Origin of the sequence: Micromonospora sp. NPDC049801 (assembly GCF_040656575.1) — a bacterium.
In the GTDB taxonomy this organism is placed as follows: domain Bacteria; phylum Actinomycetota; class Actinomycetes; order Mycobacteriales; family Micromonosporaceae; genus Micromonospora.
The window spans coordinates 586,065-602,979 of the sequence record NZ_JBFAMS010000001.1; the positions used below are offsets into that span (position 1 = coordinate 586,065).

Sequence of the window (16,915 nt, forward strand, 5' to 3'; positions counted from 1 at the left end):
GGGTACCGGGGTCGGCATGGCGGAACTGTCGACGCTCTGGATCATCCGGCACGGGGAGAGCACCGCGAACGTGGCGGCCACCCGGGCCGAGGAGACCGGCGCGGACGTGATCGCCCTGAGCCACCGCGACGCCGACGTACCGCTCTCGGACACCGGCGAGGAGCAGGCGCGGGCGACCGGCCGCTGGCTCGCGGGGCTGCCCGAGGACCGGCGACCCGACGTCGCGGTGGTGTCGCCGTACCTGCGGGCGGTCTCCACGGCCAAGCTGGCGCTGCACGGCACCGGGATTCCGGTGAGCCGCGACGAGCGGCTGCGCGACCGGGAGCTGGGCATCCTGGACGGCCTGACCGGGCACGGGGTGCGCCGGCGGTTTCCCGACGAGGCGAAGCGCCGTGAACGGCTGGGCAAGTTCTACTACCGACCGCCCGGCGGTGAGGCCTGGACCGATGTGGCGCTGCGTCTGCGGACGCTCCTCGGTGACCTGCGCCGCGACCACGAGGGCCAGCAGGTGCTGCTGTTCGGCCACGACGCGCTGGTCTTCCTGCTGCGCTACCTCATCGAGGGATTGACCGAGCCGGAGCTGATGGCGTTGACCCGCGAACACGTGATCGCGAACTGCTCGGTCACCGACTGGTCGGCCGACGAACAGGGCCGCCTGCGGCTGGGCGGTTTCAACGAGGTCGGCCACCTGCACCGGCAGGGCGCCGAGGCGACCAGGGAGGACGAGATCCATGCCGAACCGGTCTGAGGTAAAGGTGATCACGCCGGCGCTGCTGCGGGACTGGGCGCTGCCGGTGCCGACCGGGGGCAAGGAGAGCCGGGGCACCGTGCTGGTGATCGGTGGCTCCCGCTTCACCCCCGGGGCGGTCCTGCTCGCCGGAGTGGCCGCGCTGCGCGCCGGCGCCGGGGTGCTCCAGCTCGCCCTCGCCGAGTCGACCGCCGCCACGCTGAGCATCCAGGTGCCCGAGGCGCTGGTGGTGGGGCTGCCGGAGACGCCCGACGGCACGGTGGCCGCCGACCGGGCCGGCCAGCTCGGTGAGTTGGCCGGCGCGGCCGACGTGGTGGCCCTGGGTCCGGGGTTGACCGGCATCGACGAGACCTCCCGACTGCTGGACCTCGTCCTGGAGGCGGCCGGTCCGGACACCCCGCTGGTCCTGGACGCGTACGCATTGGGCGCGCTCAGCCACGAGCCGAAGCTGCTGGTCGGCTCCGGCCGCCCGGTGGTGCTCACCCCCAACGTCACCGAGGCCGGCCACCTGCTGGGTCGGGACCCGGGTGACGACCTGAGCGCCGAGGCCGCCGAGTTGGCGCAACGGTACGACGCGGTGGTCTCGCTCTACGGTCACGTGGCCGCCCCGGACGGGCGCGGATGGCGGGAGGAGAGCGGCGACGCCGGCCTCGGCACGTCCGGCAGCGGGGACGTGCTCGCCGGCCTGCTCGCCGGGCTCCTGTCCCGGGGCGCCGACCCGGCGCAGGCCGCGTGCTGGGGTGCGTTCGCGCACGCCGTGAGCGGCCAGCGGCTGATTCCCCGGTACGGCCGGATCGGTTTTCTGGCCCGGGAACTGCTCGACGAGATCCCGCGCACCCTGGCCACCGTCTGACCAGGCGAGGTGAGCCGGGTTCGCCTGTTTCGTCACTCCGGCTCGGGGTACCGGATCGACACCAGCCGAGCTACCGAACAAGGGGGCACACCGGTGTCGACCGATGCCATCGTCCTGCTCAAAGAGGACCACAAGGAGATGCGCCGTCTGTTCAAGGCCTTCCAGGACGCCGAGGAGGGACCGGCGAGCCAGCGGCAGAAGCTGGTGGACCAGATCCTGGAGGCCCTGACGGTGCACACCTACCTGGAGAACGAGGTGATGTACCCGGAGGTCCGCCGGCTCCTGCCCGACCTGGAGGACGACATCCTCGAGTCGTACGAGGAGCACCACGTGGCCGACCTGCTCTGCCTGGAACTGGCCAGCATGGACGCCAAGGACGAGCGCTTCACCGCCAAGACGACGGTGCTGATCGAGAACGTCACGCACCACGTCGAGGAGGAAGAGGAGGAGTGGTTCCCCAAGGTCCGCGAGGCGTTGGGCCGTAAGCAGCTCCAGGAGATCGGCGAGAAGATGATCGCGCTGCGCGCGGACGCGCCGCGTACCCCCACCCAGCCGAAGGCGATCAAGAAGGCGCGCGACGCGGTGACCGCCTGAGGCGAGGCGTTCGCACCGAGGGGCCCGGCACATCGCCGGGCCCCTCGTCGGTTCGTTGGCTCAGTCGCCCGAGCCCGGCTCGGCCGTCCGGCGGTGCCGCTCGGACCTGCGCTGGTCCGGGATGATCTTCCCGGCGGCCGACTGCACCTTGCTGATCAGTGAACCCGCCGTGACGGCCTGGTCACCCCTCATCACCTCGGCGTACTCGCGTCGGGAGGTCGGCCGGGTCGGCCGGGTCGGCCGGCGCCGGCCCGGTAGGATCGGCGCGGGCCGTTACTGGCGCGTTGGGATGGAGAACCATCGGGGAGCGGCCCCGTCACGAGGACGTTTGCCGTGCGCCTGGGCCTTCCGCACATTCGTAGGAGGTCGCATGTCGCGCAACGCCGAGTCCACCGCATTCCGGAGCGCCCTCGAGGTGATCCGGGCTGTCGAGCCGCGGGTGGCCGACGCCATCGGCGCCGAGCTGACCGACCAGCGGGAGTCGCTCAAGCTCATCGCCAGCGAGAACTACGCCTCCCCGGCGACGCTGCTGGCGATGGGCAACTGGTTCAGCGACAAGTACGCCGAGGGCACCGTCGGCCGCCGCTTCTACGCCGGCTGCCAGAACGTCGACACCGTCGAGGCGCTCGCCGCCGAGCACGCCCGGGAGCTGTTCGGGGCCGCGCACGCGTACGTGCAGCCGCACTCGGGCATCGATGCCAACCTGGTCGCCTTCTGGGCGGTGCTCGCCGACCGGGTGGAGTCCCCCGCCCTGAAGAAGGCCCAGGTACGCCAGGTCAACGACCTCACCGAGGCGGACTGGTTCGAGCTGCGCCGCGAGCTGGGCAACCAGCGGATGCTCGGCATGTCCCTGGACGCCGGCGGCCACCTCACCCACGGTTTTCGGCCGAACATCTCCGGCAAGATGTTCGACCAGCGCAGCTACGGCACCGACCCGGCCACCGGGCTGATCGACTACGACCGGGTGGCCGAGGCCGCCCGCGAGTTCAAGCCGCTGATCCTGGTCGGCGGCTACTCGGCGTACCCCCGGAAGGTGAACTTCCGGATCCTGCGGGAGATCGCCGACTCGGTCGGCGCGACCTTCATGGTCGACATGGCGCACTTCGCGGGCCTGGTGGCCGGCAAGGTGTTCACCGGCGACTTCGACCCGGTGCCGCACGCGCACATCGTCACCACCACCACCCACAAGTCGCTGCGCGGCCCGCGCGGCGGCATGGTGCTCTGCCAGCCGGAGCTGGCCGACCAGGTGGACCGGGGCTGCCCGATGGTGCTCGGCGGCCCGCTGCCGCACGTGATGGCCGCCAAGGCCGTCGCCCTGGCCGAGGCCCGCCGCCCCGACTTCGCCGACTACGCCCAGCGGATCGTGGACAACTCGCAGGCCCTCGCCGACGGGCTGCTGCGTCGGGGCGCGAAGCTCGTCACCGGTGGCACCGACAACCACCTGGTGCTGATCGACGTGTCCGGCTACGGGCTCACCGGCCGGCAGGCCGAGCAGGCCCTGCTCGACTCGGGCATCGTCACCAACCGCAACTCGGTCCCGCAGGACCCGAACGGCGCCTGGTACACGTCCGGCATCCGGATCGGCACCCCGGCGCTGACCACGCGCGGGCTGGGCACCGCCGAGATGGACCAGACGGCGGAGCTGATCCACACCGTGCTGACCCAGACCACGGCCGGCGCGAACGCCGACGGCACCCCGTCCAAGGCGAAGTACACGCTCGACGCCGACCTGGCCGACAAGATCTCCCGCCAGGCCGCCGACCTGCTGGCCCCCCACCCCCTCTACCCCGCCGTAGACCTAACCTGACGGCCTCCCCACCCCCCACCCCCACCCCCGCCGCGGACGACCGCGTCGATCATGGAGTCCTGGTGCCCGAATCAGGGCGAGTGGCGACCTTTGTCCACCACCACAACTTCATGATCGACGGGGACGGGGACGGGGGCCGGGGCGCGGGGCGGGGCGGGGCGGGGCGGGGCGGGGGGGCGCGGGGCGAGGGTGGGGGTTAGTTCAGGGGGCGTTTTAGGTGGTAGCGGTGGACTTCGGTGCTGCCCTGGACGTTGTTGACGTCCTCGGCCGCTGAGACCAGCTCCCAGCCCTCGCGGCCGGCGCGGTTGAGGTGCGCGATGGCCGTGTCGCCGTAGGCGGTGATGTCCTTACGGGACCCGTCCGGGCCGTACCAGACGAACGAGACGGTGAAATTGCGACCCTGTCCCTGATAGCGACGAACGAGCAGGGCGTACTCCCAGGCAACCATGCGGCCCATTATGACCGTCCACGCAGGAGCTCGTCGGTGACGAGGGCGGCGAGTCGGTCCAACCCGACGTCGATCTGCTCCGGCGTCACCGCGCTGACCGACAGCCGCAGCGCGCGCACCGGCGCGGTGTCGTCGTAGAAGTGCGCCATCGGCGTCCACAGCACGCCGTAGTCCCGCCCCGAGATGTCCAGCAACGCGTCGTCGACGACGAACGGCACGGTCACCACCACGAAGAACCCGCCGGCCGGCACCGTCCAGCGCACCTCCGGCCGGTCCGCGAAACGCCGGGCCAGGCCGGCCACCAGGTGGCGCAGGTTGCGGGCGTACGCGGCCCGCTCCCGGGTGTTCGCGGGCACCAGGCTGCACCCGTGCTCCAACAGCCGCCCACCGATCACCGCCTGCGCGAGCGGTGAGGTGTTCACGGTGACCATGCTCTTGATCATGGCGAGTTGGTCGGCGAGCGGCCCGACGCGGCCGTCCGGTCCGGCCACCCGCTGATCGGCGACCACGTAACCGACCCGGGCCCCGGGCAGCACCGTCTTGGCGAAGGAGCCGAGGTAGACCACCCGCCGGTCGGTGTCCAGCGCCTTCAGCGTGGGCGGACGCGGCCCGTCGGCGACGGCGAACAGCCCGTACGGGTTGTCCTCCAGCAGCAGTAGGTCCTCCTCGGCGGCCAGCGCCAGCAGCCGCTGCCGGTCGGCGACGTCGATGCTGGTCCCGGACGGGTTGGCGAAGTCCGGCATCACGTAGCAGGCGCGGGGCCGTAGGCCCGCCTGGCGGGCGCGGCGGGCCTGGGCCCGCAGGTCGCCCAGGTCCACCCCGGACGGTCCACCGGCGACCGGCCACACCGGCAGGTCCACCAGCCGGGCCGCCCCGGTCAGCCCGACATAGGTCGGCGCGACCGCCAGCAGCACGTCCGTCGGGCCGGTCCGCAACGCCCGCAGCACCAGGAACATGGCCTCCTGACACCCGACGGTCACCACCACGGTCTCCGGGTCGACCGTGATCCCCTCGTCGAGGGCGAGGTTCCGGGCGACCAGGTGGTGCACGATGCCCTTGGTCCGGCCGTACTGCATCAGCAACCGGCGTGCCTGCTCGGGCGAGTGCCCCCGCTCGTCGACGAGGTGCCGGTGGAACGTGTCCAGGTGCCGGTGCACCGCGGCGACGTCGAGGAACTCCTCGTACGGGCGGCCGGCCGCGAGCGACACCGCCGCCGGATACCGTTCGGACACCTCGTTGAGGAAGTTCATCGAGGTCAGCGCCGGGTCCCCGAGCGCGGGGTGCAGATCGGCGACGGTGAGGTCGGCCGGTTCGGTGGCGTCCACCGGCTCAGCCCGTCCGGAGGGTCCGTAGCCCGGCCGCCGCCGCCGGGTCGGCGCAGCCGGCGAGGGTGAGCGCGTCCCGCACCTCGGCGGCGAGCAGCGCCAACGCGTCCTGCGCGCCGCGCCGCCCCCCGACGGCCAGCGCCCAGAGCAGCGGCCGGCCGACCAGGACGCCCGCCGCGCCCAGCGCCAGCGCCCGCAGCACGTCGGTGCCGCCCCGGATGCCGCTGTCCAGCAGCACCTGAGCACCGTCGCCGACCGCGTCGACGACCTCCGGCAGCATGGTGACGCTGGCCGGGGCGCCGTCCAACTGCCGGCCTCCATGGTTCGACACCACCACCGCGTCCGCCCCGATCCGTACCGCCTCGACCGCGTCACGGGGGTCCAGCACCCCCTTGACGACCAGCGGCAGGTCGACGTGCTCGCGCAGCCAGGCCAGATCCGCCCAGCGCAGGGCCGCCTCGAACGACGCGTCGGTGTGCGCGGCGATCGCCGAGACGCCGGGGACGCCCGCGTGGGCGAGCGTGTCCCTGCCGTACGGCAGGTTCGCGGCGACCACGTCCGGCGGCAGCCGGAACGCGTTGCGCAGGTCGCGGGGGCGTCGGCCGAGCACCGGGACGTCCACGGTGACGACCAGGGCACGGCAGCCCGCTGCCACGATCCGGTCCAGCAGGTCGCGGACCAGGGCCCGGTCCCGCAGCCAGTAGAGCTGGAACCAGACGTGGGCGCCGGTCGCGGTGATCTGTTCGATCGGCGTGCTGCTCAGCGTGCTCGCCACGAACGGCACGCCGGCCGCGCCGGCCGCCGTCGCGAGGCCTGCCTCGCCGTCCGGGTGTACGAGCCGCTGGTAGGCCATCGGCGCCACCCCGACCGGCAGCGCGTACGGCTCACCGAGCAGCCGTACGCCGGTGTCCACCGCATCCCTGCCGCGCAGCACCCGGGGCAGCACGGCGACCCGGTCCAGCGCGGTGCGGTTGGCGGCCAGGGTCACCTCGGCCGCGCCGCCGCCAGCGACGTAGTCCCACACGTCCGGGGCCAGCACCGCCCGAGCCTGTTCCTGGTAGTCGGCGAACGTCACCGGCCGGTCGGCCAGCACCCGCTCAACCACCGCGTACCCCCGTGCCCTCCGGCTGGGCCGGCGCCGCCTCCCGATTCGACGACACACCGAACCGGTCCCGCAGGAACGCCGCGGCGCTGTCCTGCGCGCGCCGGCCGTCGGTGAACACCCCGGGCATGGCGAAGAACCCGTGGATCATGCCCGGGTAGTGGTCGGCACGGACGGTCACGCCGGCGGCGTCCAACCGCTCGGCGTAGCGCTGCCCCTCGGCGCACAGCGGGTCCAGCTCGGCGGTGATCACCAGGGCCGCCGGCAGGCCGGACAGGTCGTCGGCGCGCAGCGGCGACGCCAGCGGGTCCCGCGCCTGCTCCGCGTCGGTGAGGTAGTGCGTCCGGTACCAGGCCACCGAGTGACGGTTGAACAGGGTCGGGTCGTCGCCGACCGGGCCGGACGCCTCGCCGCCGATGTCGGTGTTCGGGTAGACGAGCAGTTGCGCGGCCAGCGCGGGCCCGTCCGTGCGGCAGAGCAGGGTCACGGCGGCGGCGAGGTTCCCGCCGGCGCTGTCCCCGCCCACCGCCAGCCGCGTCGGGTCCACACCGAACCGGTCGGCGTTCTCGGCGATCCAGACGGTCGCGGCGTGGCAGTCGTGCACGGCGGCCGGGAAGGGGTGCTCCGGGGCGAGCCGGTAGCCGACGGTCACCACCTGACAGGGCACCGCGTTGGCCAGCCGACGGCAGATCCCGTCGGCGGTGTCGATGCTGCCGAGGGTCCAGCCGCCGCCGAAGAAGTACAGCAGGGTGGGCAGCGGACCCGACCCGGCCGGCCGGTACACCCGGATGGGCAGGTCACCACCCGGACCGGGAATGTGCTCGTCGCGTACCTCGGCGACCTGCTCGACCGCGCCGCCGCCGGCGCGGATCGCGGCCAGGTCCGCGGCGCGCGCCTCGGCGAGGGTCTGCGTGTACAGCGGCGGCGTGCCCGCCGCGGCGCGGGCGGCGCGGTAGGCCGCCACCTCCGGGTGCAGGGCCATGCTGATCTCCTATCCGCCGGTGCTGACCAGCAGCTTGTCGATGCCGCGCAGGAAGAGGCTGCCGCTGTACGTCGGGGTCTCGGTGACCGCGAGCCGGGGGAACCGGGCGAACAGGCGGGGCAGCGCGAGGCGTCCCTCCAGCCGGGACACCGCCGCGCCGAGGCAGAAGTGCAGGCCCACCCCGAAGGCCAGTGACGGCGGTCCGGCGCGGGTCGGGTTGAAGACGTCCGGGTCGGGGAACCGCGCCGGGTCCCGGTTGGCCGCGCCGATGATGATGAGCACGTTGTCCCCCTCGGCGACCGGCACGCCGGCCAGCACGGTGTCCTCGGGCGCGGCCCGGGCGAGGAAGTGCACCGGGCTCTGCAGGCGCAGCACCTCGTCGACGCACCCGGCGGCGAGGGCCTCGTCGGTGGGCAGCGCGGTGACCGCCCCCGGGTGGGCCAGCAGCAGCGGCAGGCCGTTGCTGAACATGTAGACGGTGGTGACGAAGCTGGCGTTGAACAGCACGATCAGGTTGCTGATCAGCTCCTCCTCGGTCAGCTCCACCTCGCCCGAACCGACCGCCTCGACCAGAGCGCTGATCAGGTCCTCGCCGGGCGTACGGCGGCGGTGCGCCAGCAGCTCCCGGTAGAACGCCCGCAGCTCCTGCGCTGCGGTGTTCGCGGCGGCCAGCCGCTGCGGGGTCTTGCCGGCCACGTCCAGGAACTCGTCGATACGCTCCACCCGATCCCGGTACCAGGTCAACTCCCCCGCCGGGATGCCGATGAACTCGGCCATGACCAGCGCCGGAATCGGGTACGCGAAGTCGGCCACGAAGTCGACGACACTGTCGCCGGCGTCGGCCATCCGGTCCAGCAGCTCGTCGACGACGCGCAGGATCACCGGCTCCAACGCGCCGAGACGACGGGGCGTGAACGTACGCGAGAAGACGTGCCGCATCCGGGTGTGGTCGGGCGGATTGATAAACATCATCGACGTCTGGAAGGTGCGCAGGATCTCGTGCTCCTCCCAGCCCGGCGGTGGCTGTTTGGTCCACCGTGGATCGCGCAGCATCGCGTCGATCAGGTCGTAGCCGACCGCCACCGCCGCCACGGTGCGGTGCTCGGCGCGCGGCGGCACCGCGCTGACCGGCCCGAGCCGGTGCAGGCGGGCGTACCACGGGTACGGATTTTGGCGGCCCTCTTCGCTGTAGAGGCCGGTGAGCAGGTCCTGCACCGTCACGACGTACTCCTCCCCAGGATGTCGGTGCTCCGGGGGCGGCGGGGTGGCCCGCCGCCCCCGGCGGTGTCACAGACCGAGCAGCCGTATCGGCACGGCGTCGGCCATCGCCTTGTTGCCGGCGTCGTTCGGGTGGATGTGGTCACCCGAGTCGTACGCGGGCAGCAGTTGGCTGGGCTTGGCCGGGTCACGCAGCACCCGGTCGAAGTCGAGCAGTCCGTCGAACTCCCGGCTGCCGCGCAGGTACGCGTTCACGGCCTGCCGGGTGGCCTCCTTCTCCGGCGTCCACACACCTGGCGCGCCGTGCCCCTCGTACGGCGTCAGCGTGGCCACCAGGCTGGTCAGGCCGCGCTGCTGGAGCTGCTGGTTGATCTGCCGCAGGGTGGCGATGATCGCCTCGGACGAGTCGTTGGACATCCAGATGTCGTTGATGCCGAGGTGGGTGACGACGGTCCGCACCCCGGTCTGGGCGAAGACGTCCTCGTTGAGGCGGGCCGCCGCGTTCGGGCCGAGCTGGAAGTAGCCGGGGTAGTCGCCCGCGCCCGGCTCGGTGCCCTCGTGGTTGAGGCGGTTGCCGGCCAGGCTCAGGTTGAGCACGCCCGGGGTGCGACGGTCGGGCCGGTCGGCGAGCAGCCGGTCGGCGAGCAGGTCGGGCCAGCGGCGGTTGGCGTTGACGGTGCTGCCGTTGCTGTCCCCGATGGAGTCGCCGAGCACGACCAGCGCCCCGGGGGTGCCCTTGCGCTGCACGTCGACGCCGGACAGGAAGAACCAGCAACAGGTGGGCCGGATGGTGAAACCGGCTCCGTCGGCCGCCCCGGTCAGGTCACCGGCGCCGATGAAGTTGGTCTGCTGGGACTGCCCGTGGAAGGTGGTCGGCCCGGTCGGCGTCGGGAAGTGCAGGGTGATCACCAGGTCGCTGTCGTCGGCGACGGCGAAGGTCAGCGGGTCGCTGAGCAGCTCGGCGCCCCGGTTCATGGTCGCCGAGGCGGCGCCGGTGAAGGTCAGCGGGCGCAGCGAGGCCGGGTCGATGTCGGAGACGTCGTCGACGGTGGCGGTATTCGGTCGGGCGACGGTGGCGCGACCCACCCGAACGGACTGTTCGCCGTAGAGGTTGCTCAGTCGTACACGCAGCGCCGGACCGCCCACCGAGACGTGCACGACCATCCGGACGCTCTGGTCGTTCAGACCGGTGTTGGTCAGGCCGACCGAGTTGCCCCGGGTGACCGCCGCGGCCCAACTGCCCGCCCACTCGCCCCGGTCCGGGCGATCGGCGACGGTGGAGGATCCGCCGGCGATGGCGACGACGGCGGGTGTTCCGGTGACCAGTAGCGCCGCGAGGGCGGTGACGACATGCCATCTCTTCGGGGTCGACATGGAACCTCCATCGTGTGGCAGCCCAGGGCCGTCCGCTGACGGCTCCCGCCTGGACGATGGTCCAGAAACCTAGCCGCCGCCGATGACGGGCGTCAATCAACTGATCGACGCGATCAAATGTCCGCCGGGCCTGCGGTTTCGCCCGTCGGCCCGGTCCCGGCACGTCTCCGTCGGCCTAGGCTCGCAGGCGGCGGCGGTGCGGTCGCCGAACGCGCGCCCACCGCCCGCGACGTCACCGGGAAACCGACCCGGAGACCGCCGCTCTCCTGCGATGGGGGTTTGCCGGATGACTGACGGACCCGGGCACGCGACCTATGTGGACCGGGCGCTGGACCTGTTCGCCGACTTCGGCGATCGGGAGGCGCTGGTCGGCGGTGGCCGCCGCCTGACCTACACCGAGGCCGCCGCGCGGGTACGCGCGATGGCCGCGACGCTGACCGGGCACGGCGTACGGCCGGGCGCGGCGGTGCTGGTGACCATGGCCAACGCCGTGGAGGGGCCGCTGCTCCAGCTCGCGCTGCACCTGCTCGGGTGCCGGACGATGTGGGTCGCCCCGGTCACCGCCCGCCGGGAGGTCGACGAGTTCGTCCGGCTGGCCCGCCCCGACGCCCTGGTCTACGACGCCCGCGACCCGGCCAGCCTGGGGCCGGAGCTGGCCGCCGCGCTGCCCGGCGTACCGGTGTGCTGCCTGGGCCCCGGCGGTGCGGGCCCGGACCTCACCGCCGACCCGGGCGGTTCCGTGCCACCGACGACGGAGGTCCCCGCGCCGGAGTCGTTCCTCCAGACCAGCGGCACCACCGGCGCCCCGAAGCTGGTGCACCACACCGAGAGCTTCTACGCCCAGATCCTCACCCTCGCGGCCGACTTCCGCGCCGCCGGCTTCCCGCTGCTGCGGCACCTGTCGCACTCGCCCATGTGGTTGGCCAGCGGCCAGATCACCACCCTGTTCAACCTGTTCACCGGCGGCGTGCTGTTCCTGCGCGACGACTGGGACCCGACGGCGTTCGTGGCGACCGTGCAACGGGAGCGGATCAACTCCACCTTCGTGACCCCGCCGATGCTCTACGAGCTGCTGGACCATCCGACGCTGGTGGACGCCGACTTCTCGGCCATGTTCATGTTCAACGTGGGCGCCGGGCCCGCCGCGCCCGCCCGGCTGCGCCAGGCCATCGCGCGGTTCGGCCCGGTGCTGCGCATCGTGTACGGCCTCAGCGAGGCCGTCGTGATCACCGCGCTGCCCGGCCTGACCGACGACCCGGAGCACCCGGAGCGGCTGCGCTCCTGCGGGCGTCCCTACGGCGACGTGCGGATCGAGATCCGCGACGACGACGGCGTGGTGTTGCCGCCGGGCCAGGACGGCGAGGTGTGGGTGCGGAGCCGGCTGAGCTTCGCCGGGTACCACGGGCAGCCCGAGCTGACCGCGCAGACGCTCGTCGACGGCTGGGTGCGCACCCGCGACATCGGCCACCTCGACGAGGACGGCTACCTCTACCTGGTCGACCGGGCGCACGACATGATCGTGACGCACCGGCGGAACTGGGCCATCTTCTGCCGCCCCATCGAGGACGTGCTGGCGGGGCACCCGCAGGTGCGGGCGGCCGCCGTGATCGGCGTGCCGGACGACGAGGTCGGCGAGGCGCCGTACGCGTACGTGGTGCCCGCGCCGGGCGCGACGGTCACGGCGACGGAGTTGATCGACCTGGTGGCCGCCGACCTGAACGAGATGTGGGCGCCGGTCGGGGTGCAGTTCGTCGACCGGTTACCGGTGAACCGGTCGGTCAAGGTGGACAAGCGGGCGTTGCGCGCCGAGTACGCCGCGCGGCGGGCGGCGGCGGTCGGGGCGTGACCCCCCGCCGGCAGTTGGTCGTCCTGGTCGGCGCGGACCTGATCTCCAACCTGGGCACCCGCATCTCGGTGGTGACCATCCCCTGGCTGGTGCTGGTCACCACCGGCAGCCCGACGAAGATGGGTCTGGTCGCGTTCGCCGAGACACTTCCGTACCTGTTGTCCAGTGCCCTCGGCACGCCCTGGGCGGACCGGATCGGCCTGCGCCGGACGTCGATCCTCTGCGACGCCGGCAGCGCCCTGGCGATGGTCGTCGTCGCGCTCACCCCGTGGCTGGGCTTCGCTCCCCTGGTGGCGCTGGTCGCGGTTGCCGGGGCGCTGCGCGGCATCGGCGACCGGGTCAAGCACGTCATGTTCCGGCCGGTCGCCGAGGCCGCCGGGGTGCCCCTGATCCGCCTCACCTCGGCGTACGACGGGTTGAGCCGGGTGGTGACGCTGTTCGGCGCGGCCGTGGGCGGTGTGCTGATCGCCGCGTTCGGGGTGACCCAGGCGATCCTCATCGACGCGGCCAGCTTCGCGATCTGCGCGCTGCTCATCGGCCTCCTGGTTCGCCCGCCGGCCGCCCCGGCGACGCCCGCCGCGCCGGTGGGCTACCTCCGCGCGCTGCGGGACGGCTTCGGCTACCTCGGTCGGGACCGGCCGCTGCTGGGCATGCTGGTGGTCGTCTCGGCGCTGAACATGGTGGCCAACGCGAGCGTGGCCGTCTACATCCCGTTCTGGGTCGCCCGCGAACTACACGGTCCGAGCGGGCTCGGGCTCGTGCTCGCGGCCTTCTCGGCGGGCGCGCTGCTGGGCAACGTGGCGTTCACCGCGCTCGGGCCCCGGCTGCCCGGCCGGCTGACGTTCCTGATCGGGGCGACGGTCGCCGGCACACCCCGACTGGTCGCCCTGGCGATCAGCGACGAACTGCCGGTCGTCCTCGTGGTGACCTTCCTGTCCGGGATCGGCATCGCGGCGGTCAACCCGCTGCTCGGGGTGGCGCTGTACGAGCGGGTGCCACCGGACCTGCAGACCCGGGTGCTCGGCATCGCCGGTTCGCTGGCCTTCGTCGGCCTGCCGGTCGGCGCGCTCCTCGGTGGCTGGTCGGTGGACGCGTTCGGCCTCACCCCGGCGCTGCTGCTGATGGCGGCGGCCTGCCTGTCGGTCACCGCGCTGCCCCTACTGGCCCGGACGACCACACCGTCGCGGCCCACCCCGGTCACCACGTCCTGACCGCGAAACTGGGTTGCGCACGGGGATCGGCGCCCGCAGGCTCGGGCGGATGAGCGCACCCGCACCGCACACCGACGAGCCGGCCGCCCCACTGATCGACGTCGCGTTGGCACGGCACCTGGTCGCCGAGCAGTTCCCGTGCTGGGCCGACCTGCCCGTACGCCCCGTCGAGGTCGGCGGCTGGGACAACCGCACCTTCCGCCTGGGCGACGAGATGACCGTGCGGCTGCCCAGCGACGAGGGGTATGTAGCTCAGGTCGCCAAGGAACAGCGATGGCTGCCGATGCTCGGCGCAGCCCTCCCGTTGGAGATCCCCGTGCCGCTGGCCCAGGGCCGGCCGGGAGCGGGCTACCCGTACCCCTGGTCGGTGTACCGCTGGATCGACGGGCACACCGCGCGCCCCGAGCGGATCGACGACCTGACCCGGTTCGCGACGGACCTCGCCGCCTTCCTGCGGGCCCTGCGCGCCGTCGACGCCGCCGACGGCCCCGCGGCCGGCCCGCACAGCTTCTGGCGGGGAGGACCGCTGTCCACCTACGACGCCGAGACCCGGGCGGCGATCGAGACACACCGCGACCGGCTCGACGTCGACCCGGTCACCGCCATCTGGCAGGACGCGCTCGATGCCACCTGGTCGGGCCCGCCGGTGTGGTTCCACGGCGACGTCGCGTACGCCAATCTGCTGGTCCGCGACGGCCGGCTCGCCGCCGTCATCGACTTCGGCTGCTGCGGCGTCGGCGATCCCGCCTGCGACACGGTGATCGCCTGGACCCTGCTGCACGGCGACAGCCGGGCCGCCTTCCGCGACGCGCTCGACGTCGACGCGGGCACCTGGGCGCGCGGGCGCGGCTGGGCCCTGTGGAAGGCGTTGATCACCCTGGACGGTCCCGACCCCGCCGGTTCCCGCCGCGTGATCGACGAACTGCTCGCCGAGCGCCCCTGAGCGTCAGCGGCCGGCCGCCGCCGGGGTGGCGTGTTCGGCGTGGCAGCGCGGGCAGCGCAGCCGCGACGCGACGGTCCGGGGCACCCGCAGCCGTTGACCGCAGGCGCAGGCGAACACCGGCTGGGCCGACCGCAGGTACTCCTCGCGCGTCCGCCGGGGCCAGCTCCCGTGGCAGCGGTGGCAACGCTTCGGCGGGTAGCTGTGGTAGTGGGCCAGCCCGAACGCGCCCAGGAGCATGACGGTGGCGACGACCGGCAGTCCCAGCAGGACCACCAGGGCCGGCATCACCGCGCCGGACACCACCGCGCCGACCACCGTCAACAGCAGCACCGGCACGCCGAGCAGCAGACCGGCGAAGCCCCAGGTGAAGGTGAGCAGGGACGGCACGAAGAGCGGCCACACCCCGCCGGGCGTCCAGCGGGCCACCCCGTACCCGCCGCAGCGCGGGCAGTTCGGCGAGGCGGCGTGCGGCACCGACCCCAGCGCCTTCGGCGCGAGCCACTCGACGACCCTCTTGAGGATCTCCTCGACGATTTTGCTGGCCAGTTGCTGCAGCAACGATGTGAGCACGCTGCCACCTCCCGACCGCCGCGTCCCACCGTCATCGTGACCGGCCGCCGCCACCGGCCCCGGCCCAGCGCGCCGACGCCGCCGCCAACGACGCCTTTCCGACACGCCATCGTTCGTCCTGCGTTCGCCGCACGGCCGTCCGGGCGTCGACGGCGGCGGCTAGCGTCGTCCGTCGTCACCGGGACGTTCCGCCCACCAGCGCCAGGAGGCCCGTCGCGCATGACGTCGTCATCCACCCGTCGCACCAGCGCCGAGGTCGTCGCCGTACACCGGATCGGCGACAGCGCGCCGCACAGCGCGTTCACCGACCTCGTCCGGCATGCCGGTACGTGGTTCTGCGCGTTCCGCGAGGCCGACGGCCACCTCTCCGACGACGGCGTGATCCGGGTGTTGACCTCTATGGACGCGCGGGCGTGGAGGTCCGCTTCCGTCATCCGGGCGGCCGGCGACCTGCGCGACCCACGGTTCGTGGCACGCCCCGACGGGCGGCTGCAACTGCTGGCCGCGACCCGGACCGGGACGTTCACCACACTGTCCTGGATGTCCGACGACGGCCACGCCTGGGGTGAGGCCACGCCGGTCGGTGAGCCGGACGTGTGGGTGTGGCAGGCCGCCTGGCACGACGACGCCATGTACGGCGTGGGTTACGCCACCCGGGGGCCGAGGTTCGCCCGGCTCTACCGCAGCGTCGACGGGCTCGACCTGCGGCCGTGGGTGCCGACGCTGTTCGAGGGTGGCTACCCCAACGAGTCCGGGTTGGCCTTCGCCCCGGACGGCACCGCGCACTGTCTGCTACGCCGCGACGGCGACGACGCCACCGCGCGGCTCGGTCGGGCGCACCCGCCGTACCGCGAGTGGACCTGGACCGACCTTGGCGTCCGGGTCGGCGGCCCTTCGTTGCGGCGGCTGCCCGACGGGCGGCTGATCGCCGGCGTACGCCTGCTCGACGGCGACGTCCGCACCGCGATCTGCGCCGTCGACGAGGAGCGCGGTGAGCTGACCGAGCTGGTCGCGTTGCCCTCCGGCGGCGACACCAGCTACCCCGGTCTGGTGTGGCACGACGACCGGCTGTGGGTCAGCTACTACTCCTCGCACGAGGAGCGAACCTGCGTGTACCTGGCCGAGGTGAGCCTGGCCGAGGAGGCGGTGGTCGGCTAGCGTGCCGGCATGCCATCGACGCCGAGCGAATCGACGGACCCGTACTGCCTGCGTCCCGGCGAGGCCGCCGAACTGCTGCACGACCACCCGTGGCGACGGTTCGTGGCACTCGGCGACAGCGTCGTGGAGGGCATGTGCGAGCCGACACCGGGCTACCCGGACGTGCAGTGGGTCGACCGGCTCGCCGCCGAGCTGAGGGCCGTACGCCCCGAGCTGGCGTACGTGAATCTGGGCCGGCGCGGTCTGCGCGCACACCAGGTACGGGCCACCCAGCTCGCTCCCGCGCTCGTCGCCGAACCGGACCTGGCGCTGCTGGTCTGCGGCGGCAACGACGCCTTCCATCCGGCGTACGACGCGGACGCGGTCGACGTCGAGCTGACCGCGATAATCGAGGCGTTGCGGGACGTGGGCGCGGACGTGATCACGATTGGCATGTTCGACGTGTCGCACAGCCCGGCCGTCCCCGAACACATGCGGGCCGGCCTAGGCGAGCGGACGCGCCGCCTCTCCGCCCACACGGGACGGTTGGCCGAACACCTCGGAACAATCCACGTACACCTCACCGACCATCCGCTCACGGCCGACGCGACCCTCTACAGCACCGATGGCCGCCACGGCAGCGGCCGCAGCGACGCGATAGCGACGGCCGAAACCCTCCGTGCCCTGTCCCGCCACCTCCGAGGCTCACCCCGACCTCGTTGATCATGAAGTTATTGCCGCCGTCCTCGGCATGTCG

The 16,915-nt window shown here is 73.0% G+C and carries 17 protein-coding genes and 1 riboswitch; of the genes, 9 read left to right on the forward strand and 8 right to left on the reverse strand.

Going from position 1 to position 16,915, the window contains the following annotated elements; translation table 11 throughout:
- The first annotated feature begins 16 nt into the window (after positions 1-16).
- From AB0I89_RS02790 to AB0I89_RS02800, 3 genes are all read left to right on the forward strand, one after another.
- Entirely contained in the window at positions 17-748 is a 732-nt protein-coding gene (locus AB0I89_RS02790) for a histidine phosphatase family protein (protein WP_357119480.1), read from the forward strand.
- A complete protein-coding gene (locus tag AB0I89_RS02795) occupies positions 732-1,601 on the forward strand; it encodes an NAD(P)H-hydrate dehydratase (RefSeq protein WP_357119011.1) in 870 nt (289 codons plus the stop codon). Before AB0I89_RS02790 ends, AB0I89_RS02795 begins: the two co-directional genes overlap by 17 nt.
- A 93-nt stretch (positions 1,602-1,694) precedes the next feature.
- Complete coding sequence (locus tag AB0I89_RS02800) at positions 1,695-2,195, forward strand: hemerythrin domain-containing protein (RefSeq protein WP_357119014.1); 501 nt, start codon at positions 1,695-1,697, stop codon at positions 2,193-2,195.
- A 60-nt stretch (positions 2,196-2,255) separates the two neighbouring features.
- On the opposite strand, the gene AB0I89_RS02805 is transcribed toward AB0I89_RS02800, so the two are convergent.
- Complete coding sequence (locus AB0I89_RS02805; RefSeq protein ID WP_357119017.1) at positions 2,256-2,387, reverse strand: hypothetical protein; 132 nt, start codon at positions 2,385-2,387, stop codon at positions 2,256-2,258.
- A 70-nt stretch (positions 2,388-2,457) separates the two neighbouring features.
- Positions 2,458-2,547: riboswitch (ZMP/ZTP riboswitch) on the forward strand.
- An 18-nt stretch (positions 2,548-2,565) separates the two neighbouring features.
- On the opposite strand from AB0I89_RS02805, the gene AB0I89_RS02810 reads away from it, so the two are divergent.
- Positions 2,566-4,002: a glycine hydroxymethyltransferase gene (locus AB0I89_RS02810; RefSeq protein WP_357119020.1), complete on the forward strand. Its 1,437-nt coding sequence runs from the start codon at positions 2,566-2,568 to the stop codon at positions 4,000-4,002.
- A 196-nt stretch (positions 4,003-4,198) separates the two neighbouring features.
- Here AB0I89_RS02810 and AB0I89_RS02815 read toward each other — a convergent pair whose 3' ends face one another.
- From AB0I89_RS02815 to AB0I89_RS02840, 6 genes are all read right to left on the reverse strand, one after another.
- Positions 4,199-4,459, reverse strand: a complete 261-nt coding sequence (locus AB0I89_RS02815) for a hypothetical protein (RefSeq protein WP_007460594.1) — start codon at positions 4,457-4,459, stop codon at positions 4,199-4,201.
- Positions 4,459-5,775: a PLP-dependent aminotransferase family protein gene (locus AB0I89_RS02820; protein ID WP_357119024.1), complete on the reverse strand. Its 1,317-nt coding sequence runs from the start codon at positions 5,773-5,775 to the stop codon at positions 4,459-4,461. The genes AB0I89_RS02815 and AB0I89_RS02820 overlap by 1 nt, the downstream gene beginning before the upstream one ends.
- A gap of 4 nt (positions 5,776-5,779) precedes the next feature.
- Entirely contained in the window at positions 5,780-6,880 is a 1,101-nt protein-coding gene (locus tag AB0I89_RS02825; RefSeq protein WP_357119027.1) for an alpha-hydroxy acid oxidase, read from the reverse strand.
- Positions 6,873-7,859 (reverse strand): alpha/beta hydrolase, encoded by a 987-nt coding sequence (locus AB0I89_RS02830; protein WP_357119030.1) that lies wholly within the window; start codon positions 7,857-7,859, stop codon positions 6,873-6,875. Before AB0I89_RS02830 ends, AB0I89_RS02825 begins: the two co-directional genes overlap by 8 nt.
- A gap of 9 nt (positions 7,860-7,868) precedes the next feature.
- Positions 7,869-9,080: a cytochrome P450 gene (locus AB0I89_RS02835; protein WP_357119033.1), complete on the reverse strand. Its 1,212-nt coding sequence runs from the start codon at positions 9,078-9,080 to the stop codon at positions 7,869-7,871.
- Between the two features lie 66 nt (positions 9,081-9,146).
- Complete coding sequence (locus AB0I89_RS02840; protein WP_357119036.1) at positions 9,147-10,451, reverse strand: SGNH/GDSL hydrolase family protein; 1,305 nt, start codon at positions 10,449-10,451, stop codon at positions 9,147-9,149.
- Between the two features lie 286 nt (positions 10,452-10,737).
- Here AB0I89_RS02840 and AB0I89_RS02845 point away from each other — a divergent pair, with 286 nt between their 5' ends.
- The 3 genes from AB0I89_RS02845 to AB0I89_RS02855 are packed head-to-tail and all read left to right on the forward strand — an operon-like array spanning position 10,738 to position 14,451.
- A complete protein-coding gene (locus AB0I89_RS02845) occupies positions 10,738-12,297 on the forward strand; it encodes an AMP-binding protein (RefSeq protein ID WP_357119039.1) in 1,560 nt (519 codons plus the stop codon).
- Complete coding sequence (locus AB0I89_RS02850) at positions 12,294-13,508, forward strand: MFS transporter (RefSeq protein WP_357119042.1); 1,215 nt, start codon at positions 12,294-12,296, stop codon at positions 13,506-13,508. Before AB0I89_RS02845 ends, AB0I89_RS02850 begins: the two co-directional genes overlap by 4 nt.
- Before the next feature lie 49 nt (positions 13,509-13,557).
- On the forward strand, positions 13,558-14,451 hold the full coding sequence (locus AB0I89_RS02855; protein ID WP_357119045.1) for an aminoglycoside phosphotransferase family protein: 894 nt from the start codon (positions 13,558-13,560) through the stop codon (positions 14,449-14,451).
- Between the two features lie 3 nt (positions 14,452-14,454).
- On the opposite strand, the gene AB0I89_RS02860 is transcribed toward AB0I89_RS02855, so the two are convergent.
- A complete protein-coding gene (locus tag AB0I89_RS02860) occupies positions 14,455-15,021 on the reverse strand; it encodes a hypothetical protein (RefSeq protein WP_357119048.1) in 567 nt (188 codons plus the stop codon).
- A 219-nt stretch (positions 15,022-15,240) separates the two neighbouring features.
- Here AB0I89_RS02860 and AB0I89_RS02865 point away from each other — a divergent pair, with 219 nt between their 5' ends.
- A complete protein-coding gene (locus AB0I89_RS02865; RefSeq protein WP_357119051.1) occupies positions 15,241-16,179 on the forward strand; it encodes an exo-alpha-sialidase in 939 nt (312 codons plus the stop codon).
- Between the two features lie 9 nt (positions 16,180-16,188).
- Entirely contained in the window at positions 16,189-16,881 is a 693-nt protein-coding gene (locus AB0I89_RS02870; protein ID WP_357119054.1) for an SGNH/GDSL hydrolase family protein, read from the forward strand.
- The last annotated feature ends 34 nt before the right edge of the window (positions 16,882-16,915 follow it).